This window comes from Peribacillus tepidiphilus (assembly GCF_009466385.1).
GTDB lineage: Bacteria > Bacillota > Bacilli > Bacillales > DSM-1321 > Bacillus_BN > Bacillus_BN tepidiphilus.
Map to the genome: position 1 here is coordinate 1 of NZ_WIAQ01000026.1, position 14,268 is coordinate 14,268.

16 protein-coding genes and 1 pseudogene are annotated in these 14,268 nt (G+C 37.5%); 4 read left to right on the forward strand and 13 right to left on the reverse strand.

Annotated elements, in window-relative coordinates; genetic code table 11:
* Window positions 1-321: 321 nt before the first annotated feature.
* The 6 genes and pseudogenes from GD441_RS13340 to GD441_RS17675 all read right to left on the reverse strand — a co-directional run.
* Complete coding sequence (locus GD441_RS13340) at window positions 322-513, reverse strand: hypothetical protein (RefSeq protein ID WP_153126928.1); 192 nt, start codon at window positions 511-513, stop codon at window positions 322-324.
* Window positions 514-615: 102 nt separating this feature from the next.
* The gene (locus GD441_RS13345; RefSeq protein WP_420849704.1) at window positions 616-894 is read right to left on the reverse strand and encodes a YokU family protein; all 279 of its coding nucleotides are present in this window, start codon (window positions 892-894) and stop codon (window positions 616-618) included.
* Window positions 890-2,308: a lysine 2,3-aminomutase gene (kamA, locus tag GD441_RS13350; RefSeq protein ID WP_153126930.1), complete on the reverse strand. Its 1,419-nt coding sequence runs from the start codon at window positions 2,306-2,308 to the stop codon at window positions 890-892. The genes GD441_RS13345 and kamA overlap by 5 nt, the downstream gene beginning before the upstream one ends.
* 89 nt (window positions 2,309-2,397) lie before the next feature.
* Entirely contained in the window at window positions 2,398-3,753 is a 1,356-nt protein-coding gene (locus GD441_RS13355) for a sigma-54 interaction domain-containing protein (RefSeq protein WP_225434236.1), read from the reverse strand.
* 461 nt (window positions 3,754-4,214) lie between these two features.
* Window positions 4,215-5,681 carry an NAD(P)/FAD-dependent oxidoreductase gene (locus GD441_RS13360; RefSeq protein ID WP_153126931.1) on the reverse strand — a complete coding sequence of 489 codons (1,467 nt, stop codon included), beginning with the start codon at window positions 5,679-5,681 and terminating at the stop codon, window positions 4,215-4,217.
* A 231-nt stretch (window positions 5,682-5,912) separates the two neighbouring features.
* Window positions 5,913-6,014 (reverse strand): annotated as a pseudogene (locus tag GD441_RS17675) (YjcZ family sporulation protein); the annotation flags it as partial.
* A gap of 272 nt (window positions 6,015-6,286) precedes the next feature.
* On the opposite strand from GD441_RS17675, the gene GD441_RS13370 reads away from it, so the two are divergent.
* Window positions 6,287-7,390, forward strand: coding sequence for an SGNH/GDSL hydrolase family protein (locus GD441_RS13370; protein WP_153126933.1), 1,104 nt, complete (start codon window positions 6,287-6,289; stop codon window positions 7,388-7,390).
* Window positions 7,391-7,402: 12 nt separating this feature from the next.
* A complete protein-coding gene (locus GD441_RS13375; protein WP_153126934.1) occupies window positions 7,403-8,008 on the forward strand; it encodes a DUF502 domain-containing protein in 606 nt (201 codons plus the stop codon).
* A 306-nt stretch (window positions 8,009-8,314) separates the two neighbouring features.
* On the opposite strand, the gene msrB is transcribed toward GD441_RS13375, so the two are convergent.
* Window positions 8,315-8,746, reverse strand: coding sequence for a peptide-methionine (R)-S-oxide reductase MsrB (gene msrB / locus GD441_RS13380; protein WP_153126935.1), 432 nt, complete (start codon window positions 8,744-8,746; stop codon window positions 8,315-8,317).
* Window positions 8,733-9,278: a peptide-methionine (S)-S-oxide reductase MsrA gene (gene msrA, locus GD441_RS13385; protein ID WP_153126936.1), complete on the reverse strand. Its 546-nt coding sequence runs from the start codon at window positions 9,276-9,278 to the stop codon at window positions 8,733-8,735. Before msrA ends, msrB begins: the two co-directional genes overlap by 14 nt.
* Window positions 9,279-9,482: 204 nt before the next feature.
* On the opposite strand from msrA, the gene GD441_RS13390 reads away from it, so the two are divergent.
* Window positions 9,483-10,238 carry a DUF4397 domain-containing protein gene (locus GD441_RS13390; protein ID WP_153126937.1) on the forward strand — a complete coding sequence of 252 codons (756 nt, stop codon included), beginning with the start codon at window positions 9,483-9,485 and terminating at the stop codon, window positions 10,236-10,238.
* Window positions 10,239-10,345: 107 nt separating this feature from the next.
* Here GD441_RS13390 and GD441_RS13395 read toward each other — a convergent pair whose 3' ends face one another.
* The 3 genes from GD441_RS13395 to GD441_RS13405 form a co-directional block, all read right to left on the reverse strand.
* Complete coding sequence (locus tag GD441_RS13395; RefSeq protein WP_153126938.1) at window positions 10,346-10,933, reverse strand: YpmS family protein; 588 nt, start codon at window positions 10,931-10,933, stop codon at window positions 10,346-10,348.
* A 17-nt stretch (window positions 10,934-10,950) separates the two neighbouring features.
* Entirely contained in the window at window positions 10,951-11,775 is an 825-nt protein-coding gene (locus GD441_RS13400; protein ID WP_191992193.1) for an SGNH/GDSL hydrolase family protein, read from the reverse strand.
* A gap of 141 nt (window positions 11,776-11,916) precedes the next feature.
* Window positions 11,917-12,501 (reverse strand): SCO family protein, encoded by a 585-nt coding sequence (locus GD441_RS13405; protein ID WP_153126940.1) that lies wholly within the window; start codon window positions 12,499-12,501, stop codon window positions 11,917-11,919.
* Window positions 12,502-12,735: 234 nt separating this feature from the next.
* Here GD441_RS13405 and GD441_RS13410 point away from each other — a divergent pair, with 234 nt between their 5' ends.
* A complete protein-coding gene (locus GD441_RS13410) occupies window positions 12,736-13,236 on the forward strand; it encodes a PCYCGC motif-containing (lipo)protein (RefSeq protein WP_153126941.1) in 501 nt (166 codons plus the stop codon).
* A 98-nt stretch (window positions 13,237-13,334) separates the two neighbouring features.
* Here GD441_RS13410 and GD441_RS13415 read toward each other — a convergent pair whose 3' ends face one another.
* Complete coding sequence (locus GD441_RS13415) at window positions 13,335-13,712, reverse strand: hypothetical protein (RefSeq protein WP_225434235.1); 378 nt, start codon at window positions 13,710-13,712, stop codon at window positions 13,335-13,337.
* A 63-nt stretch (window positions 13,713-13,775) separates the two neighbouring features.
* A complete protein-coding gene (locus tag GD441_RS13420; protein ID WP_153126943.1) occupies window positions 13,776-14,027 on the reverse strand; it encodes a DUF2535 family protein in 252 nt (83 codons plus the stop codon).
* Window positions 14,028-14,268 lie beyond the last annotated feature (241 nt).

Consider the following 14,268-nt stretch of genomic DNA (forward strand, 5'->3'; position numbering starts at 1 on the left):
TGTTCCCTTCGCCCTTGATGGCCGTATCGCAACCTTTTTCGACTGTTTGTCAAGAGCGATTGCGGACTTGGCTATTCCTGAAATCCTGGCGGAGATGCCTAGAACTAGTTTTTCATAGAACTTTTGACACTACCTTATTTTTTAATATATAAATATAACGCATTTTTTCTCGAAAAACAAAGGGGTTGTCCGAATAGGGCAACTTCATTAATAATTAAAAATCAAGAATGGTGATCGATCCATTTTCTTGAACATAAAAAGGGGCATCCAAAAGCCGAAAATTCGACTTATTGGACAGCCCCTTCATGTTTCCATTTATTGTTAACCCCAACGTCCAGATTTGCTCATTTCCAACAAGGCCCAAATAATATTAAACATTAGGATGGCGATTGTTAGCGGAACAGCAAAGAGCCAGTTCTTCCCATACTTCTCTTTAATGACTCCGACATAATAGCCACACATGAACAGAACGAACATGGCAGATACGAGCATGAATGTAAGCGCAAAATACATTTGTCTTCTCCCCTATTCTCCCTAATTGCTTACCCTACCCCCTATCTTATAGGAAGAATATAGAGAAAATCTGTATAAACAATGAACAATTTGTGAAATTTTTTAGGAAAAATCAAAATAGTTCCGTTTTAAAAGTCTTTTCATGTTCATGAGCTCTTGATAGGAGATGATGGAAGGAATCGCTTTTCGATCGACGAGAAAAAGTTGATCCTCAATTTCTTTTATCGTTTCTTCACTTTGATAGGCTGCCTTGCATTTGGAACAAACAAACGTCGGAGTTTCTGTAATGGTGACCGCTCTTGTCCCATCAGGCAGTTCCCAATACGCGTTGTGAAACTCTGAAAACAATTCCCCTTCCTCGCACCATTCACACAGTTTAATCATTTTTGGTTTCCTCCTGATTTTTCTCCTTATACTTCACTTGTTCTGCAAGGAATTTTTTTTCTTTGAGCTCATCACGTTTTTCCCTTTTATCCTTCAATGAAGAATGACTAGGGTCACTTTGATAATGGCGACGTTTATTCATTCTTTTCAGCCCTTCAGGAATGAGGTTAAATTGAATATCCTGAGTCAGTCCTGAAATACCTGTTAAGGACTGTTTCTTTTCATAGTCAGGATACATTTCCTTAAAGTAATCTTCTGCGCGCCCTGCTACATAGTTTTCCGGTTCTGGATAAGTGGTTATAACTCCTTCAAAGTTACGTAAAACGGTCTTTGCTGGTGTTTGGGAAAGAATATAATTTGGCTGAAGCGAGATTTTTCCTCCTCCACCAGGCGCATCGACTACAAAAGTAGGAACTGCATAACCACTCGTATGCCCCCTCAAGCCTTCAATGATTTCTAATCCTTTTGATACCGGAGCTCTAAAATGACTGATTCCTTCTGAAAGGTCACATTGATAAATATAATAAGGTCTTACTCGAATTTTTACTAAATCATGCATTAATTTTTTCATGATTGGTACGCTATCGTTTATCCCTGCTAGAATCACAGATTGATTTCCAACCGGTACACCAGCGTTTACAAGCATTTCACAGGCACGCTTTGAGTCTTCGGTTATCTCAATGGATGTGTTAAAATGAGTGTTTAGCCAAACTGGATGATATTTTTTTAAGATGTTACACAAGTTTTCAGTGATTCTTTGTGGAAATACAACTGGGGCTCTCGTACCGATTCGGATAATCTCAACATGTGGAATGGCTCTAAGATTTTTTAAAATATATTCAAGAATTGTGTCGTTAATTAATAAGCCGTCCCCTCCTGAAATAAGGACATCACGAACTTCAGGTGTATTTCTGATATATTCGATCGCCGCATCTAACTGCTTTTTTGGGACACCCATGCCAATTTGTCCGGAAAATCTTCTTCTCGTACAATATCGGCAGTACATGGAGCATTGATTCGTCACTAGGAAGAGTACCCTGTCTGGATAGCGGTGAGTGAGTCCCGGTACAGGTGAGTCTTCATCCTCATATAGAGGATCTTCTAAATCATATTTTGTTTTATAGATTTCCTTAGAAACCGGTACCGATTGCATTCGAACCGGGCATCTCGAATCATCGGGATTCATTAAAGAAGCGTAATATGGTGTAATGTTTAATGGGATCGTTTTTGTAGATATCTTGACTCCTTCTTCTTCATCAGGGGTCAAATGGATCACTTTCTTTAAATCGTCAAGCGTTCTTACTGTATTGGTCAGCTGCCATAGCCAATCATTCCATTGTTCATCTGATACGTTCTTCCAAAGTTCAATTTCCTTCCAATGTCGTTTTGGTTTATATAAATCATGCAGCATGCGAATTCCTCCCTGCCATTTGTCATATTTATTTATGCAATTCGCATGCCAATGGATTATTTTTTGAGAGCTATTATATAAAAAAGGCTCTATAAGTTATACTTTGAAAGTTTATATTGCAAGGTTTGTCTGGGGATTTGGAGTAGTTTTGCAGCTTTTAAAATATTTCCATTTGTACTCTCAAGTGCAGCTTGTATTAATTGAGCTTCCGTTTTCTTTAAGACCTCTCTTAATGGTGGGATCGTACCGACACTTTCGCTAAGAATTTTTCTCTTTTGAATAAAGACCGGAAGATCCGCATAGGTAAGACGAGACCCTTCAACAACATTCATCATAAATTCGATGGTGTGTTTTAGCTCACGAACGTTCCCTTTCCATTCGAGCGATAAAAAAAGCTCCTCCACTTCTTTTTCGATGCCTAAAACATTCATTTTTAAAAGATTGTTATACTTTTCAATAAAATGGTTCGTTAAAAGCATGATATCTTGTTTTCTTTCACGTAATGGGGGAAGCTCAAACGACAAAACATTTAATCGATAATAAAGATCATGCCGTAAAATTTGATTTTTTAATGCTACCTGTGGTTGGATGTTCATCGCCGCTGTTAGCCTGACATCAACAGAAATGGATTTTGTTCCACCAATCCTTCGTACAAGACCATCCTCAATCACTCTGAGTAGTTTCGATTGCAGTTGGATCGGCATCGATTGAAGCTCGTCCAAAAATAACGTTCCTCCGCTGGCAAGTTCAAACAAGCCTGGTCGATCGACTGCTCCAGTGTAGCTTCCTTTTGCTGTACCGAAAAGAATACTTTCTAATAATGATTCTGGCAAGGCAGCACAGTTTTGGGCGATAAATGGCTTCTTTCTTCTCAAGGAAGCATTATGCATACCCTGCACAAACAATTCTTTTCCTGTTCCGCTTTCTCCATACACAAGAACCGGGGATGAAGAGAGTGCAGCTTTTTTCCCTTTCGCAATTGTCTCTAAGAAAACTGGATCTTTTGTTATAATTGAATCAAAGCTATACTTTGCACCATTATGATTTTCATTGTTTTTATTTGGATTTTTGTAAATGCTCTCTAAGTCTATCAACCTTTCAGCTATTTTCCTTAGCTTTGAATAATCCTTCGCCACTTCTACGGCACCAACCAACTTTCCGGATACAAAAATTGGGAGGGTTGTGTTGATGGTATCAATCGTTTTACCATGAACATTCACATACGTTTGACCTTTATGGAAAATTGGCTTACCGGTTGCAATCACCTGTAACAATGTACTACTTTCCTTTGTAAGAGACGGAAACACTTCTAAGAGTGGTTTACCAAGAACCTCTTTGACTTTCATTCCATCATGTCGGGCAGCCACTTCGTTATAAAAAATCGTGTTTCCTTTTGTATCCACAACATGAATCCCTTCATCAATGACTTTAAGAATCGCTTCCATGATTTCTCGGGTTATATATAAATGATCCAGCACGGTTCTCCTCCTAATGATCTTTTTACATATATATGAGAGGATGCCGAAAAATTGCCACCAAATTGCCAATAACATAGCAGCTATTATCAAGAAACTTGCCCCAATATTTATGTCCTCGATTTTGTCAGAGGTATAGCAATTTGCCCTAATCTCCTTGTACCCGATCTAATAAATTCCAAAAGTAAGGGATCTTGCGATGAAATATTGTTAGTAAATACCTTATCAATAATTTCTTTTAATTACATGATGAAACTTTCATCAAGCAATACTGCCGGAAATTAAGCAACGGGCCTCCACTTTAGTGATCGATATACAGGGGCAAATTGCTTTATCGGACCATAAAATACAGACTTGATCGATTTGTGCGAATTAGCAGAATAAATAAAAAAGACTGTCCAAAAATTCACCTTTTAGACAGTCTTTATCGATTATACTGCTACAGTTTCAGACGCTTTTTTCCCTTTCATCTTTTCTACAATATCTCGTGCAATCCATACGCCACAGGCGCTTGCTTGAGCTAGTCCACGGGTGATCCCGGCACCGTCTCCTCCAACGTATAACCCCGAAATTTCCGTTTCGAATCGATTATTTAGCTTAGGGCGAGCGGAATAGAATTTTGCTTCAACACCATAGAACAGTGTGTGCTCTGACGCTAAACCAGGAGTAACATGGTTTAATGCCTCTGTCATTTCAATTAAGCTCTTTAATGTATTATATGGGAGAACTAGGCCTAAATCTCCTGGGACTGCTTCCTTTAAAGTCGGTTCTAAAAAGCCTTCTTTAATACGTTTTTCAGTAGAACGGCGACCTTTTAATAAATCCCCATATTTTTGTACGATAATTCCCCCGTTTGATAAAGCGTTAGCTAGTCTTGATACTTCATGGGCATATTCATTCGGCTTATCAAACGGCTCTGCAAACGTATGGGAAACTAATAGCGCAAAGTTTGTATTGTTGCTTCCAAGCTTCGGGTCCTTATAGGCGTGACCGTTTGCAAGCATAATACCGGAATGATTTTCAACTACTACATGACCAGAAGGATTGCTACAGAAGGTACGTACAGTCGTCCCGACAGACGTGTTAAAAATAAATTTTCCTTCGTATAAATGCTCATTGATTTCTTCCATTACGATATTGGACGTTTCTACACGCACACCAACGTCAACTTGATTGTTAATCATTCGTAGACGACGGTTTTTCAACATTTGTGTCAACCATTTAGAGCCGTCACGTCCAGGAGCAACGACTACTTTATCAGCTGTGATGGTCTCACCGTTTTTCAATAGAATACCACGAGCAACAAATCCATCAGAAGTTTTTTCGGTAATGAGGTCCTCAACTTCCGTTTTGAAAACCATATCGACCTTTTCACGTAAGTATTCAAAAATATTTTTCAAAATTTCCAGGTTTTGCTCTGTACCAAGGTGGCGTACTTGAGCACGAAGAAGCTTCAAGCCTGCTGCATATCCACGACGCTCAATTTCACGAACTTTGTCTGTTAAAGGGTCAGTGATTGAGTCCGTGGCACCGTGCTTTAAGTTTATTTCATCTACATATTTAATGAGATCAACTACTTGAGAATCTGGCAAATAATCCGTCATCCAGCCACCAAATTCACTAGTAATATTAAATTTTCCGTCTGAATAAGCACCTGCCCCTCCAAAACCGTTCGTGATCGAACAGGCTGGTAAACAACCCGCATAATCTTTCTTTCCGGCTGCAGGTGGACATTTTTCTATTTTCTTTTGTAGAATAGGACAATTTCTTTTATATATATCATGACCTTTATCAATCAATAAAACATTTGCTTCTGGCATTTTCAAAGTCAACTCATAGCATGTAAAAATCCCAGCAGGACCCGCGCCTACCACAATCACATCATAATTCGTTTTCATATAGCATTCCTCCTGATGTAAATCATCAAGTTATCTATTACCCTTGGATACTATAACAAAAACCATCACAACTAGTCAACGAATTTGACGAACTATTTATAATTAATTTATAAAATTGTTCGTGATTTATTTTATGTATACCCTTTTATTACAAAATTCTTCTAATTCAATAACTAAAAATCTAACATTTAAAAAATAAAAACCGGCTAAAAAAGCCGGCTATGTTCCATATTAGCAGCAATCTCTACCCGTGAAAGAAGCACCGATGATAATGAGAAGAATAAACAATACAACAATTAGAGCGAAGGAGCCGGCGCCCCATCCAAAGCCACCGTAACCATATCCACCATATCCGCCACCAAATCCGCCGCCATATCCGCCATGCCCACAGCCATCATATCCATAATACATATTTTTCACTCCTCAAAAGTTTCTGTAATCTCAATTACACTCATACTTTATGTTAGAAGGCAAATGTCTGTATGTGCATTCGCCCATTTTTCTCAATATAGGCTTGTTTGAAAATAGATTTCTTTTGCCTTTTCAACCCATTATCCTATTTGCTATGATACTAGAAAAAGAATACGATATGGTGGAGATTGCACTTGAAAAACGTTTTTAGGCCCTTTGCATTCAGTTGCATGCTCTTTATGACAGCTGTTTGCCTTAGACATGCACAATCATTCTATGTAGAGCCGTCTTATACATCCTTTCATTTTTACGAAAAGCTTACTCATGGGCTGCCGATTAAATACATTGTGATTGGCGACAGTATTGGCCGTGGTTCTGGAGCTGAAACCTCAGATAAAAAATGGTATAAGCAAATGGAAAAGAAAGTATTTAGGCAATATGGTGCGTCCATGAAAGGCTACTATGTTGTGCAAAGTGGAGCTACTGCGTTCGAAGGACTATTCAAATTACAGAAAAAACAACCTGACAATAGCGTGGATGTCGTGTTTATTTGTTTTGGAGAAAATGACCGTAAATATATGAAAGCTCATGCTTTCAGCTTACTTTATGAGTCATTGCTTCGTAAGGCTGCTTCCCTATATCCTCGTGCCGAGATCATAACTTTTACAGAAAGCTCCTTGCCAAATCAAGAATTTGCAGAAGCCATTGAAAAGATCTCTCGTCACTATAATGCCTCGAACATCGATATGCGGGCTGCTTTTCAGCAAAGTGGCATGACAGTTCATGAACTTACAAAAGACAATGTCCATCCGAACGGAAGAGGATATGAGGTATATGCAAATACCATAATGGAGAGGCTTAAACAACATATACAAAAGCACAAAAAAATCGCGGAGCTAAAACCGCCAATCCATGAAAATTCCGATATGGAGTTTGATGTCGTTACTGAATTTTCAGAACAAAAAGGTTTTAAACTTCAGCAAAACTATCTCGTTAGCAATAAGAAAGGCAGCTACGTTGAATTTCATTTCTATGGCAGCATTCTTGGTATCAAACTGTTACGAAGCCCGGATGGTGGCATGTTCAATGTTTTTATAGATGGAAAATTTTACACTACAATGAGTACTTGGTGGCCATTTGAAAAAGAGCGATATTTGTACATTACAAGCGGGCTAACCAATGACCTTCATACGGTACGATTTGAAGTGACGGGTGAAAAAAGTAGATATAATGTTACAAATGCATCCGTGATTAGACTGTCTTCGATTATTATGAGCAAGAAAATAGAAAACAAATAGGAAGGAGAACTTATGAAAGCGATATTGAAAAATTTCATTAATGGAATTTTGACCATTGTTCCTATTATTTTAGTCATCTATGTAGTATTTAAAATTTTTACCTTTTTAGATGGTTTACTTGGAGGATACTTAAAAATTTATTTAAAAGAAGGATATGTGCCAGGTATCGGAATCCTACTTACTATTATTCTCATTACCGTTTTAGGATGGCTTTCTACTCAATTCATTACAGGAAGTGTGATTAAGCTCATAGATAAATTATTGATTAAAATTCCTTTCATTAAAACCATTTATTCGGTTATTAAAGATACTGTGCATTCCTTTTTAGGGGAAAAGAAATCTTTTTCAAAGGTCGTGATGGTCACACAGCCAAACTCTAACATGAAGAGCATCGGCTTTATCACTTCAGAAAATATCAAGGACTTTTATAGTCCACTTAGTGATCATGTAGCTGTTTATATTCCACAAACCTTCCAGGTAGCAGGGTTTACTTTCTTAGTTCCAAAAGACCAAGTGGAAGTTATTGACGTGAAGCCTGAGGATGCAATGAAGTTCATTCTATCTGGGGGCATGACATCAAAGGGGCTGCCCGAACAGAGCAACTTTGTTAAAAATTGAGGCTCTTTTCGTATAGATTAAGTGGGAGGAGTCCCCCTCCCACTTCAAATAATTTTGTATGCCAAAATCAGTTCACACTTTTAAAAAGTGTAAAAAGTAACGTTTGGCGGGAATTTTTCCTAAAGTGACGGGATTAATGTGTGAATTGGCCGGATTATTGGGAAAACTCGGGGAATATTGTGAAGAGAGGCTGCACAATCAAAAAATATAAAAGCAAGTGGAGAAAAACGGATCGTTTTTCTCCACTTGCTCAATATAGGGACTTATGGTATAGCCCCTTTCTATCATTTCATTCTAGTATCTATACTAGTTAAATAATTTCTTATACTCCCCATAACCCTCTTCTTCCAGCATTTCAACCGGTATGAATCGAAGGGAAGCCGAATTAATGCAGTATCGAAGGCCATTAGGACCAGGTCCATCTGGAAAAACATGACCAAGATGTGAATCTGCCGTTTTGCTTCGAACTTCAGTACGGCGCATCCCATATGAAAAATCTGCTTTCTCTACGATTTCATCTTCATCAATCGGTTTCGTGAAGCTTGGCCAGCCGCAGCCGGCATCATATTGATCCTTTGAACTAAATAACGGTTTTCCAGAAACGATATCTACATAGATTCCCGGTTCTTTATTATTCCAATACTCGTTCCTGAAAGGTGGCTCAGTCCCGTTGTTTTGCGTTACTTCATATTGAATAGGTGTTAGACGTTTTTTTAATTCCTCTTTATTTTTTTCCAAGTTGATCCCCCCAATGCTTCAAAATAAAAGCTTCTCTTCCGGATCCCTTGTTATAACGTTCATAGTGTAAAGGATTCTTCTTATAGTAATACTGATGATATTCTTCAGCTGGATAAAATGTCTTTGCTGGCAGGATTTTTGTAGCAATTGGCTTGTTGAACTTTCCACTTTCCTCAAGCTTTTTCTTTGATTTTTCTGCTAGTTCCTTTTGTTCATCATTATGATAGAAAATGGCTGTTTGATAAGATTGGCCGCGATCGTAAAACTGGCCTCCCGGATCGGTTGGATCGATTTGCATCCAGAAAACATCCAATAGCCTTTCATATGGATAGATTGCTGGATCGAACGTAATTTGAACAGCTTCATAATGACCAGTATTTCCTGCACAAACCTCTTGATAGGTTGGGTTTTCTTTTGTACCGCCCGTATAACCGGAAATCACTGAATGGATGCCTGGCTCCTCATCAAAAGGCTTTACCATACACCAAAAGCAACCTCCTGCAAACGTTGCTTTCTGTAATTCCTGTGACATGTTATCTCCTCCAAATATAAAACTCTTTTTACTATTTTCCCCATTTTTTGAATTTTACCCTTTCTACCCTGTTTCGTAAATGAATTTGCATCTTTTCCAATAGAGATAAATCGAATATTTTCTAATTATAAAAAACCATGGCACATGCCCAAGTTGTCTTGCATATGCTTACAACGAAGGACTTTTAAGAGAGGGGAAAAGCAGATGACGGTCCAAAAGCCTGAAAATCATTTTCAAAAAGCTGCCAAGTACGGAATGCTTGCGGATTTTTATAAATATACTAATCCAAATTTACATGTTCACTATTATCAAAAACATTTTAAGCATCTTCAAAGGGCCATTCAAAGCGGAAGAGCTAATGGGACACCTTCTATGAGTGAGTCTCCTGCAAGAGTTCGAATTCTTCATGCTGCACCAGATGCTTCGAATGTCGATGTCTATATAAATGGAATGAGAGTTTTAAAAGACTTTTCATACAAAAATGTTACAGACTACTTAAATCTGCCGAAAGGCAAATACCATATAGACATTTATCCGGCAGGAAACATGATTGCAACAGTCATAAGTAAGAGAGTGACCGTTGATAGCGGAAAAAACTATATGCTTGTAGCAGCTGGGTCGGGTAAAAATTTAAAGCTGCTAGCATTCGAAGATTCACCAATTACCCCACCGGGAGAAGCTAAGGTCAGATTTGTCCACCTTTCTCCTGATGCACCTGCAGTGGATCTAGCTGTCAAAAGCGGAGACGTAATTTTTCCAAACGTTTCATTTAGAAAGTCTACGGAATATATGGGACTGTCCCCAATGACTGTCGATCTAGAAGCACGTGTTTCAGGAACTAAAACGGTTGCATTGGCTTTGCCAAATATCACGTTCCGACCTAATACAGCATATACCATCTACGCGGTAGGATTTGCTAACGGAACACCAGCTTTGGAAGTGTTAATTTTATCTCCTTAAACCATAGTGTCTGTCCCATAGAGTTGGTATTTCATGAGTGAACTTTTTAATACAAAAATAATAAAAGGGACGACACGTGTTGCCTTGGCTAATGTCATCCCTTTTTCTCACTTAGTCGGTACAAGTAGTTCAAACGAGATCTTGTTGTTCGGTAAATCGAATTGTTTGACTTTGATCTTTGTATTACCCTTTAGCTTCAATTCCTGAAGCGATACATAAACTTGTTCATTTTTTGGATCAATTTTCACCCAGATTGGGGTTTTATATTGCTTCTTAATAAAATTCATAATATAGCTAGCAGGCAGCCTTACTTCACCCAATTCTATTGATTTTTGCTTTAACAGTAGGTCCCCGTTTCTAAGGGCTTCAGGTTCAAAGGTCATTTTCAACTTAAATTCCCTACCAAAAGCTAGCAAAGATCCGTAAAACTCTACCTCATCTGCCAAAATCACATCATAATCGATTGGACCAGTCAAACCTTCTTTATCTAAATAATGATTAATAAGTGCATTTAAATCTTTTTTATTGGTCGTAATATGAAAATTCACTTCATCTTGTTGAAGTGTCTTCGTTTTAGGAGGTTTAATGTTTTCGGTAGAGCCACCGAACAATAGTAATAATGTCCCAACGCTTACAACATTCAATACGAATAAAACGAAAAACAATATTTTCCATTTGTTTTTTACTACTTTCAAAACCAAAAATTCCTCCTCTACCTTCTTCCCGCTGCTTCTGCTGAATTCAGCATTGTTTCTTCTTTAAACCTAAGAAAAATCCTTTCTGCCATCAATTCATATCCTCGGTCATTTGGGTGAAAGTAATCCTTTTCAAATAATACATTTTCTTTTGAGTTATTGAAAAGATCTTCTATTTCAACAAAATATACATCATCGTAGGAATTGGTCATTTTCTTAATACTCATATTCCAATCCTCGATGATGAAATCAAGCTCTCTCAAGGTTGCTACCCACTTTGAATAGGGATTATATAAGCCGACTAGATAAATGTCAGCATCATTGTTTAAGGAACGAATCTTCGTAATCATTTTATTCAAATTGTTCTCATATTCTATTTTTTGTTCTGTAAAGTATTTTAATTTGAGATGTAAGTAATGCTCTCTAACCACTTTCATCACGTCGTTACCGCCGACCGTAATAATAACTGCATCAGCGTTTATTATGTCCTTTTGTATTTCTTCTCTATTCAATCTCTTCAATAATTGATCCGAGCGATGACCTCTAACTCCATAATTGGATGTTTCTATATTTCTGATTTGTTTTTCTTTATTTAATAGCTTGACTAAATAGGGTAGGTATCCACCTCTATTCGTGCTGTCACCCACCCCTAATGTCAAGGAATCCCCGATTGATACAATATTTATATCAATAGGAAAAAAATCATTTGGAATCTCTTTTTTTGGGGTTAGATTTGTAGCTCTTTCTTTATGATAGGAAGGAGAATGTTGAATTCTGCTGGGTACTGAACAAGCCGTCAATACAATACAGCATAAAAAAAGAAAGATGAATTTTTTCTTCAACTCTCTCACCTGCCTTAAAAGCCTTGAATTCATCATTGTTTATTATACTATACTAGTTGTACCTTTTATGAAAACAATAAAAAAAGACTTTACCTTTTTCAGATAAAGTCCTAGGGTGATCCAAACTCTACCTTGTATCCCTTAATCATTTTGCAAAATTTTTATGTCTTTTATAATTTCTTCCAACGGGAAATCTTTTGCACCGTTGTAATTTTGAATGATTTTTCCTTCTTGATCGACAAGAAAGAAGTCGGTGCCATGAATGACCTGATCTTCTCCTTCCGGTTTTTTGACAAGAGTTTTAAAGCTTTCCTTCGCAAATGATTCAATCTCTTCTTGGGAATACCCCGTTAAAAAGTGCCAATTTGAAAAATCAGCATGAAACCGTTTGCCATATTCAGTCAGAACATCAGGTGAATCGACTGTTGGATCAATGCTAAAGGAAACAAGCTCTACATCTTTTATTCCTTCATCCTTTAGCGCATTTTGCAATTTCACCATATTAGAGGTCATCGGAAGACAAATCGTTTTGCAGTTTGTAAAAACAAAATCTGCAACCCATACCTTCCCTTTCAAATCCTCAAGGCTCACTTTTTCTCCATTTTGATTTGTATACGAAAATTCTTCAACGGGCCAGTTCTTTGCGTTCGGAATTTCTTTTCTTCCGCATGCTGATAACAAGAGAAGCAAAATCAAAAGCGGCCATGATTTTTTTAGAAATGTCATAGAATCAATCCTTTATGTATAATTGTTACGTCAACATTCTATCAGACAAATGTGAACAAAAAAAGAAATAAGTAATAGATCTTTGTGTTTTAACATGGAGATTATGAAAATATAGATGAAAAATTGACCTTTTAATCAAGCTTAGAATGTATAAATCATCACGAATTTTATAAAGTCATTGAAGCTTGTAGTATGATAAAATAACAAAAGATTCTAAAATGGAAGGTGGTCCATATGAAGAAAAAACTAATAATTGGTACTTTAATTCTATCTTTTTTCTTAACAGGCTGTAGTGCTTCAAAAAATCAAGATTCTTCAAGCTCTTTGAAAGAGGAGCATATTCATTATGCAGAAAGCGGAGATTTACGTGAAACCACTAAATCTGCCGATGACTTGCCACAATTTTTGAAAGATAAGCCAGAAGAAATGGTAAAAATCTATGCGGCAGCAGCCAAGCATCGAGATCTTCTTGAGAAAATCCCTTGCTATTGTGGATGTGCTGATTCTAGCGGTCATCGTGATAATTATGATTGCTTCGTCCATGACAATAAGGAAAATGGTGAAGTGGTTTGGGATGACCATGGCACTCGGTGCGGCGTATGCCTAGAAACAGCAACCCAATCCATTCTTCAATTTAAGGATGGCAAATCAATGAAAGAAATTAGAGAATATATTGACAGCAAGTATAAAAAGGGATTTGCTAAACCAACTCCAACTCCTATGCCAAAAGGTTAATCGGAATAAAAAAACATTCCGTTTCAATTAAACGGTTTTGTCGGATCTATACGCTGATGGCAACTGGTTTTTCACTCATCATTCCAATATTTCTGTGATTAAAGGGCAATATATCGGTCGGGTAGCTTAATAATATCGGTCGTTAGCCGAATAAATCGGTCGTCAGCCCGCATATATCGGTCATCAGCTCGCATATATCGGTCGTTAGCTCGCATATATCGGTCATCAGCTCGCATATATCGGTCGTCAGCCCGCATATATCGGTCGTCAGCTCGCATATATCGGTCATCAGCTCGCATATATCGGTCGTCAGCCCGCATATATCGGTCGTCAGCTCGCATATATCGGTCGTCAGCCCGCATATATCGGTCGTCAGCTCGCATATATCGGTCGTCAGCTCGCATATATCGGTCGTCAGCCCAATATATTGGCCAGTAGATCGATATATCAATCATTGGACCTTCAAGCCTCATCAAAAAAGGATGACCACTGTAAAGTAGGAAGGGCTATGCTCCCTCTACAATTACAGTGGTCATCCTTTATGCATTATTTTTTAGTTCAGTTTCTTCAAATAACCTCTGATAAACGGGCCATTTTAATCCCCTTTTCAAATAGTCTTTAAAAGAATACATTCTTTTTTTGTCAGTGCTCAAATAAACGGTTTTAATGAATCCTTCTAATTTCTTAGAAATAATAAAATAGTTTAAGTTATCTTCCTCCACTAATGGAATTTCAATAATTTTTACCTTCTGTCCAACAACATTTTTGAACTCTAGGCTTTTGAATAGCAAGATATCAATCCTCTTTTTTCACCGTTTGATTTTATTATACACCAACTTTAGCCTCGATATTGTCGGAATGTGTCAGAAATATTTATTTTTTTTATAAAAGTCTGTCGTAAACAAAGAGCCTATCCTCTTAGTCGCTTATTATTTTTTCGATAATAAGTGACAACAAGCAGAAGGTAGGCTCTATAGAAGCATGACTAGTAACAAATTCTCGGCAGCATGATCCCTGATAATCGCTGCATTT

Excerpts from the sequence above, each read along its gene's own strand:
- msrA (WP_153126936.1), bottom strand. The coding sequence starts at position 9,278 with ATGTCACAGGAATTACAGAAAGCAACGTTTGCAGGAGGTTGCTTTTGG.
- GD441_RS13390 (WP_153126937.1), top strand. The coding sequence starts at position 9,483 with ATGACGGTCCAAAAGCCTGAAAATCATTTTCAAAAAGCTGCCAAGTAC.
- GD441_RS13355 (WP_225434236.1), bottom strand. The coding sequence starts at position 3,753 with ATGGAAGCGATTCTTAAAGTCATTGATGAAGGGATTCATGTTGTGGAT.
- GD441_RS13405 (WP_153126940.1), bottom strand. The coding sequence starts at position 12,501 with ATGACATTTCTAAAAAAATCATGGCCGCTTTTGATTTTGCTTCTCTTG.
- GD441_RS13360 (WP_153126931.1), bottom strand. The coding sequence starts at position 5,681 with ATGAAAACGAATTATGATGTGATTGTGGTAGGCGCGGGTCCTGCTGGG.
- kamA (WP_153126930.1), bottom strand. The coding sequence starts at position 2,308 with ATGCTGCATGATTTATATAAACCAAAACGACATTGGAAGGAAATTGAA.
- GD441_RS13375 (WP_153126934.1), top strand. The coding sequence starts at position 7,403 with ATGAAAGCGATATTGAAAAATTTCATTAATGGAATTTTGACCATTGTT.
- GD441_RS13410 (WP_153126941.1), top strand. The coding sequence starts at position 12,736 with ATGAAGAAAAAACTAATAATTGGTACTTTAATTCTATCTTTTTTCTTA.
- GD441_RS13340 (WP_153126928.1), bottom strand. The coding sequence starts at position 513 with ATGTATTTTGCGCTTACATTCATGCTCGTATCTGCCATGTTCGTTCTG.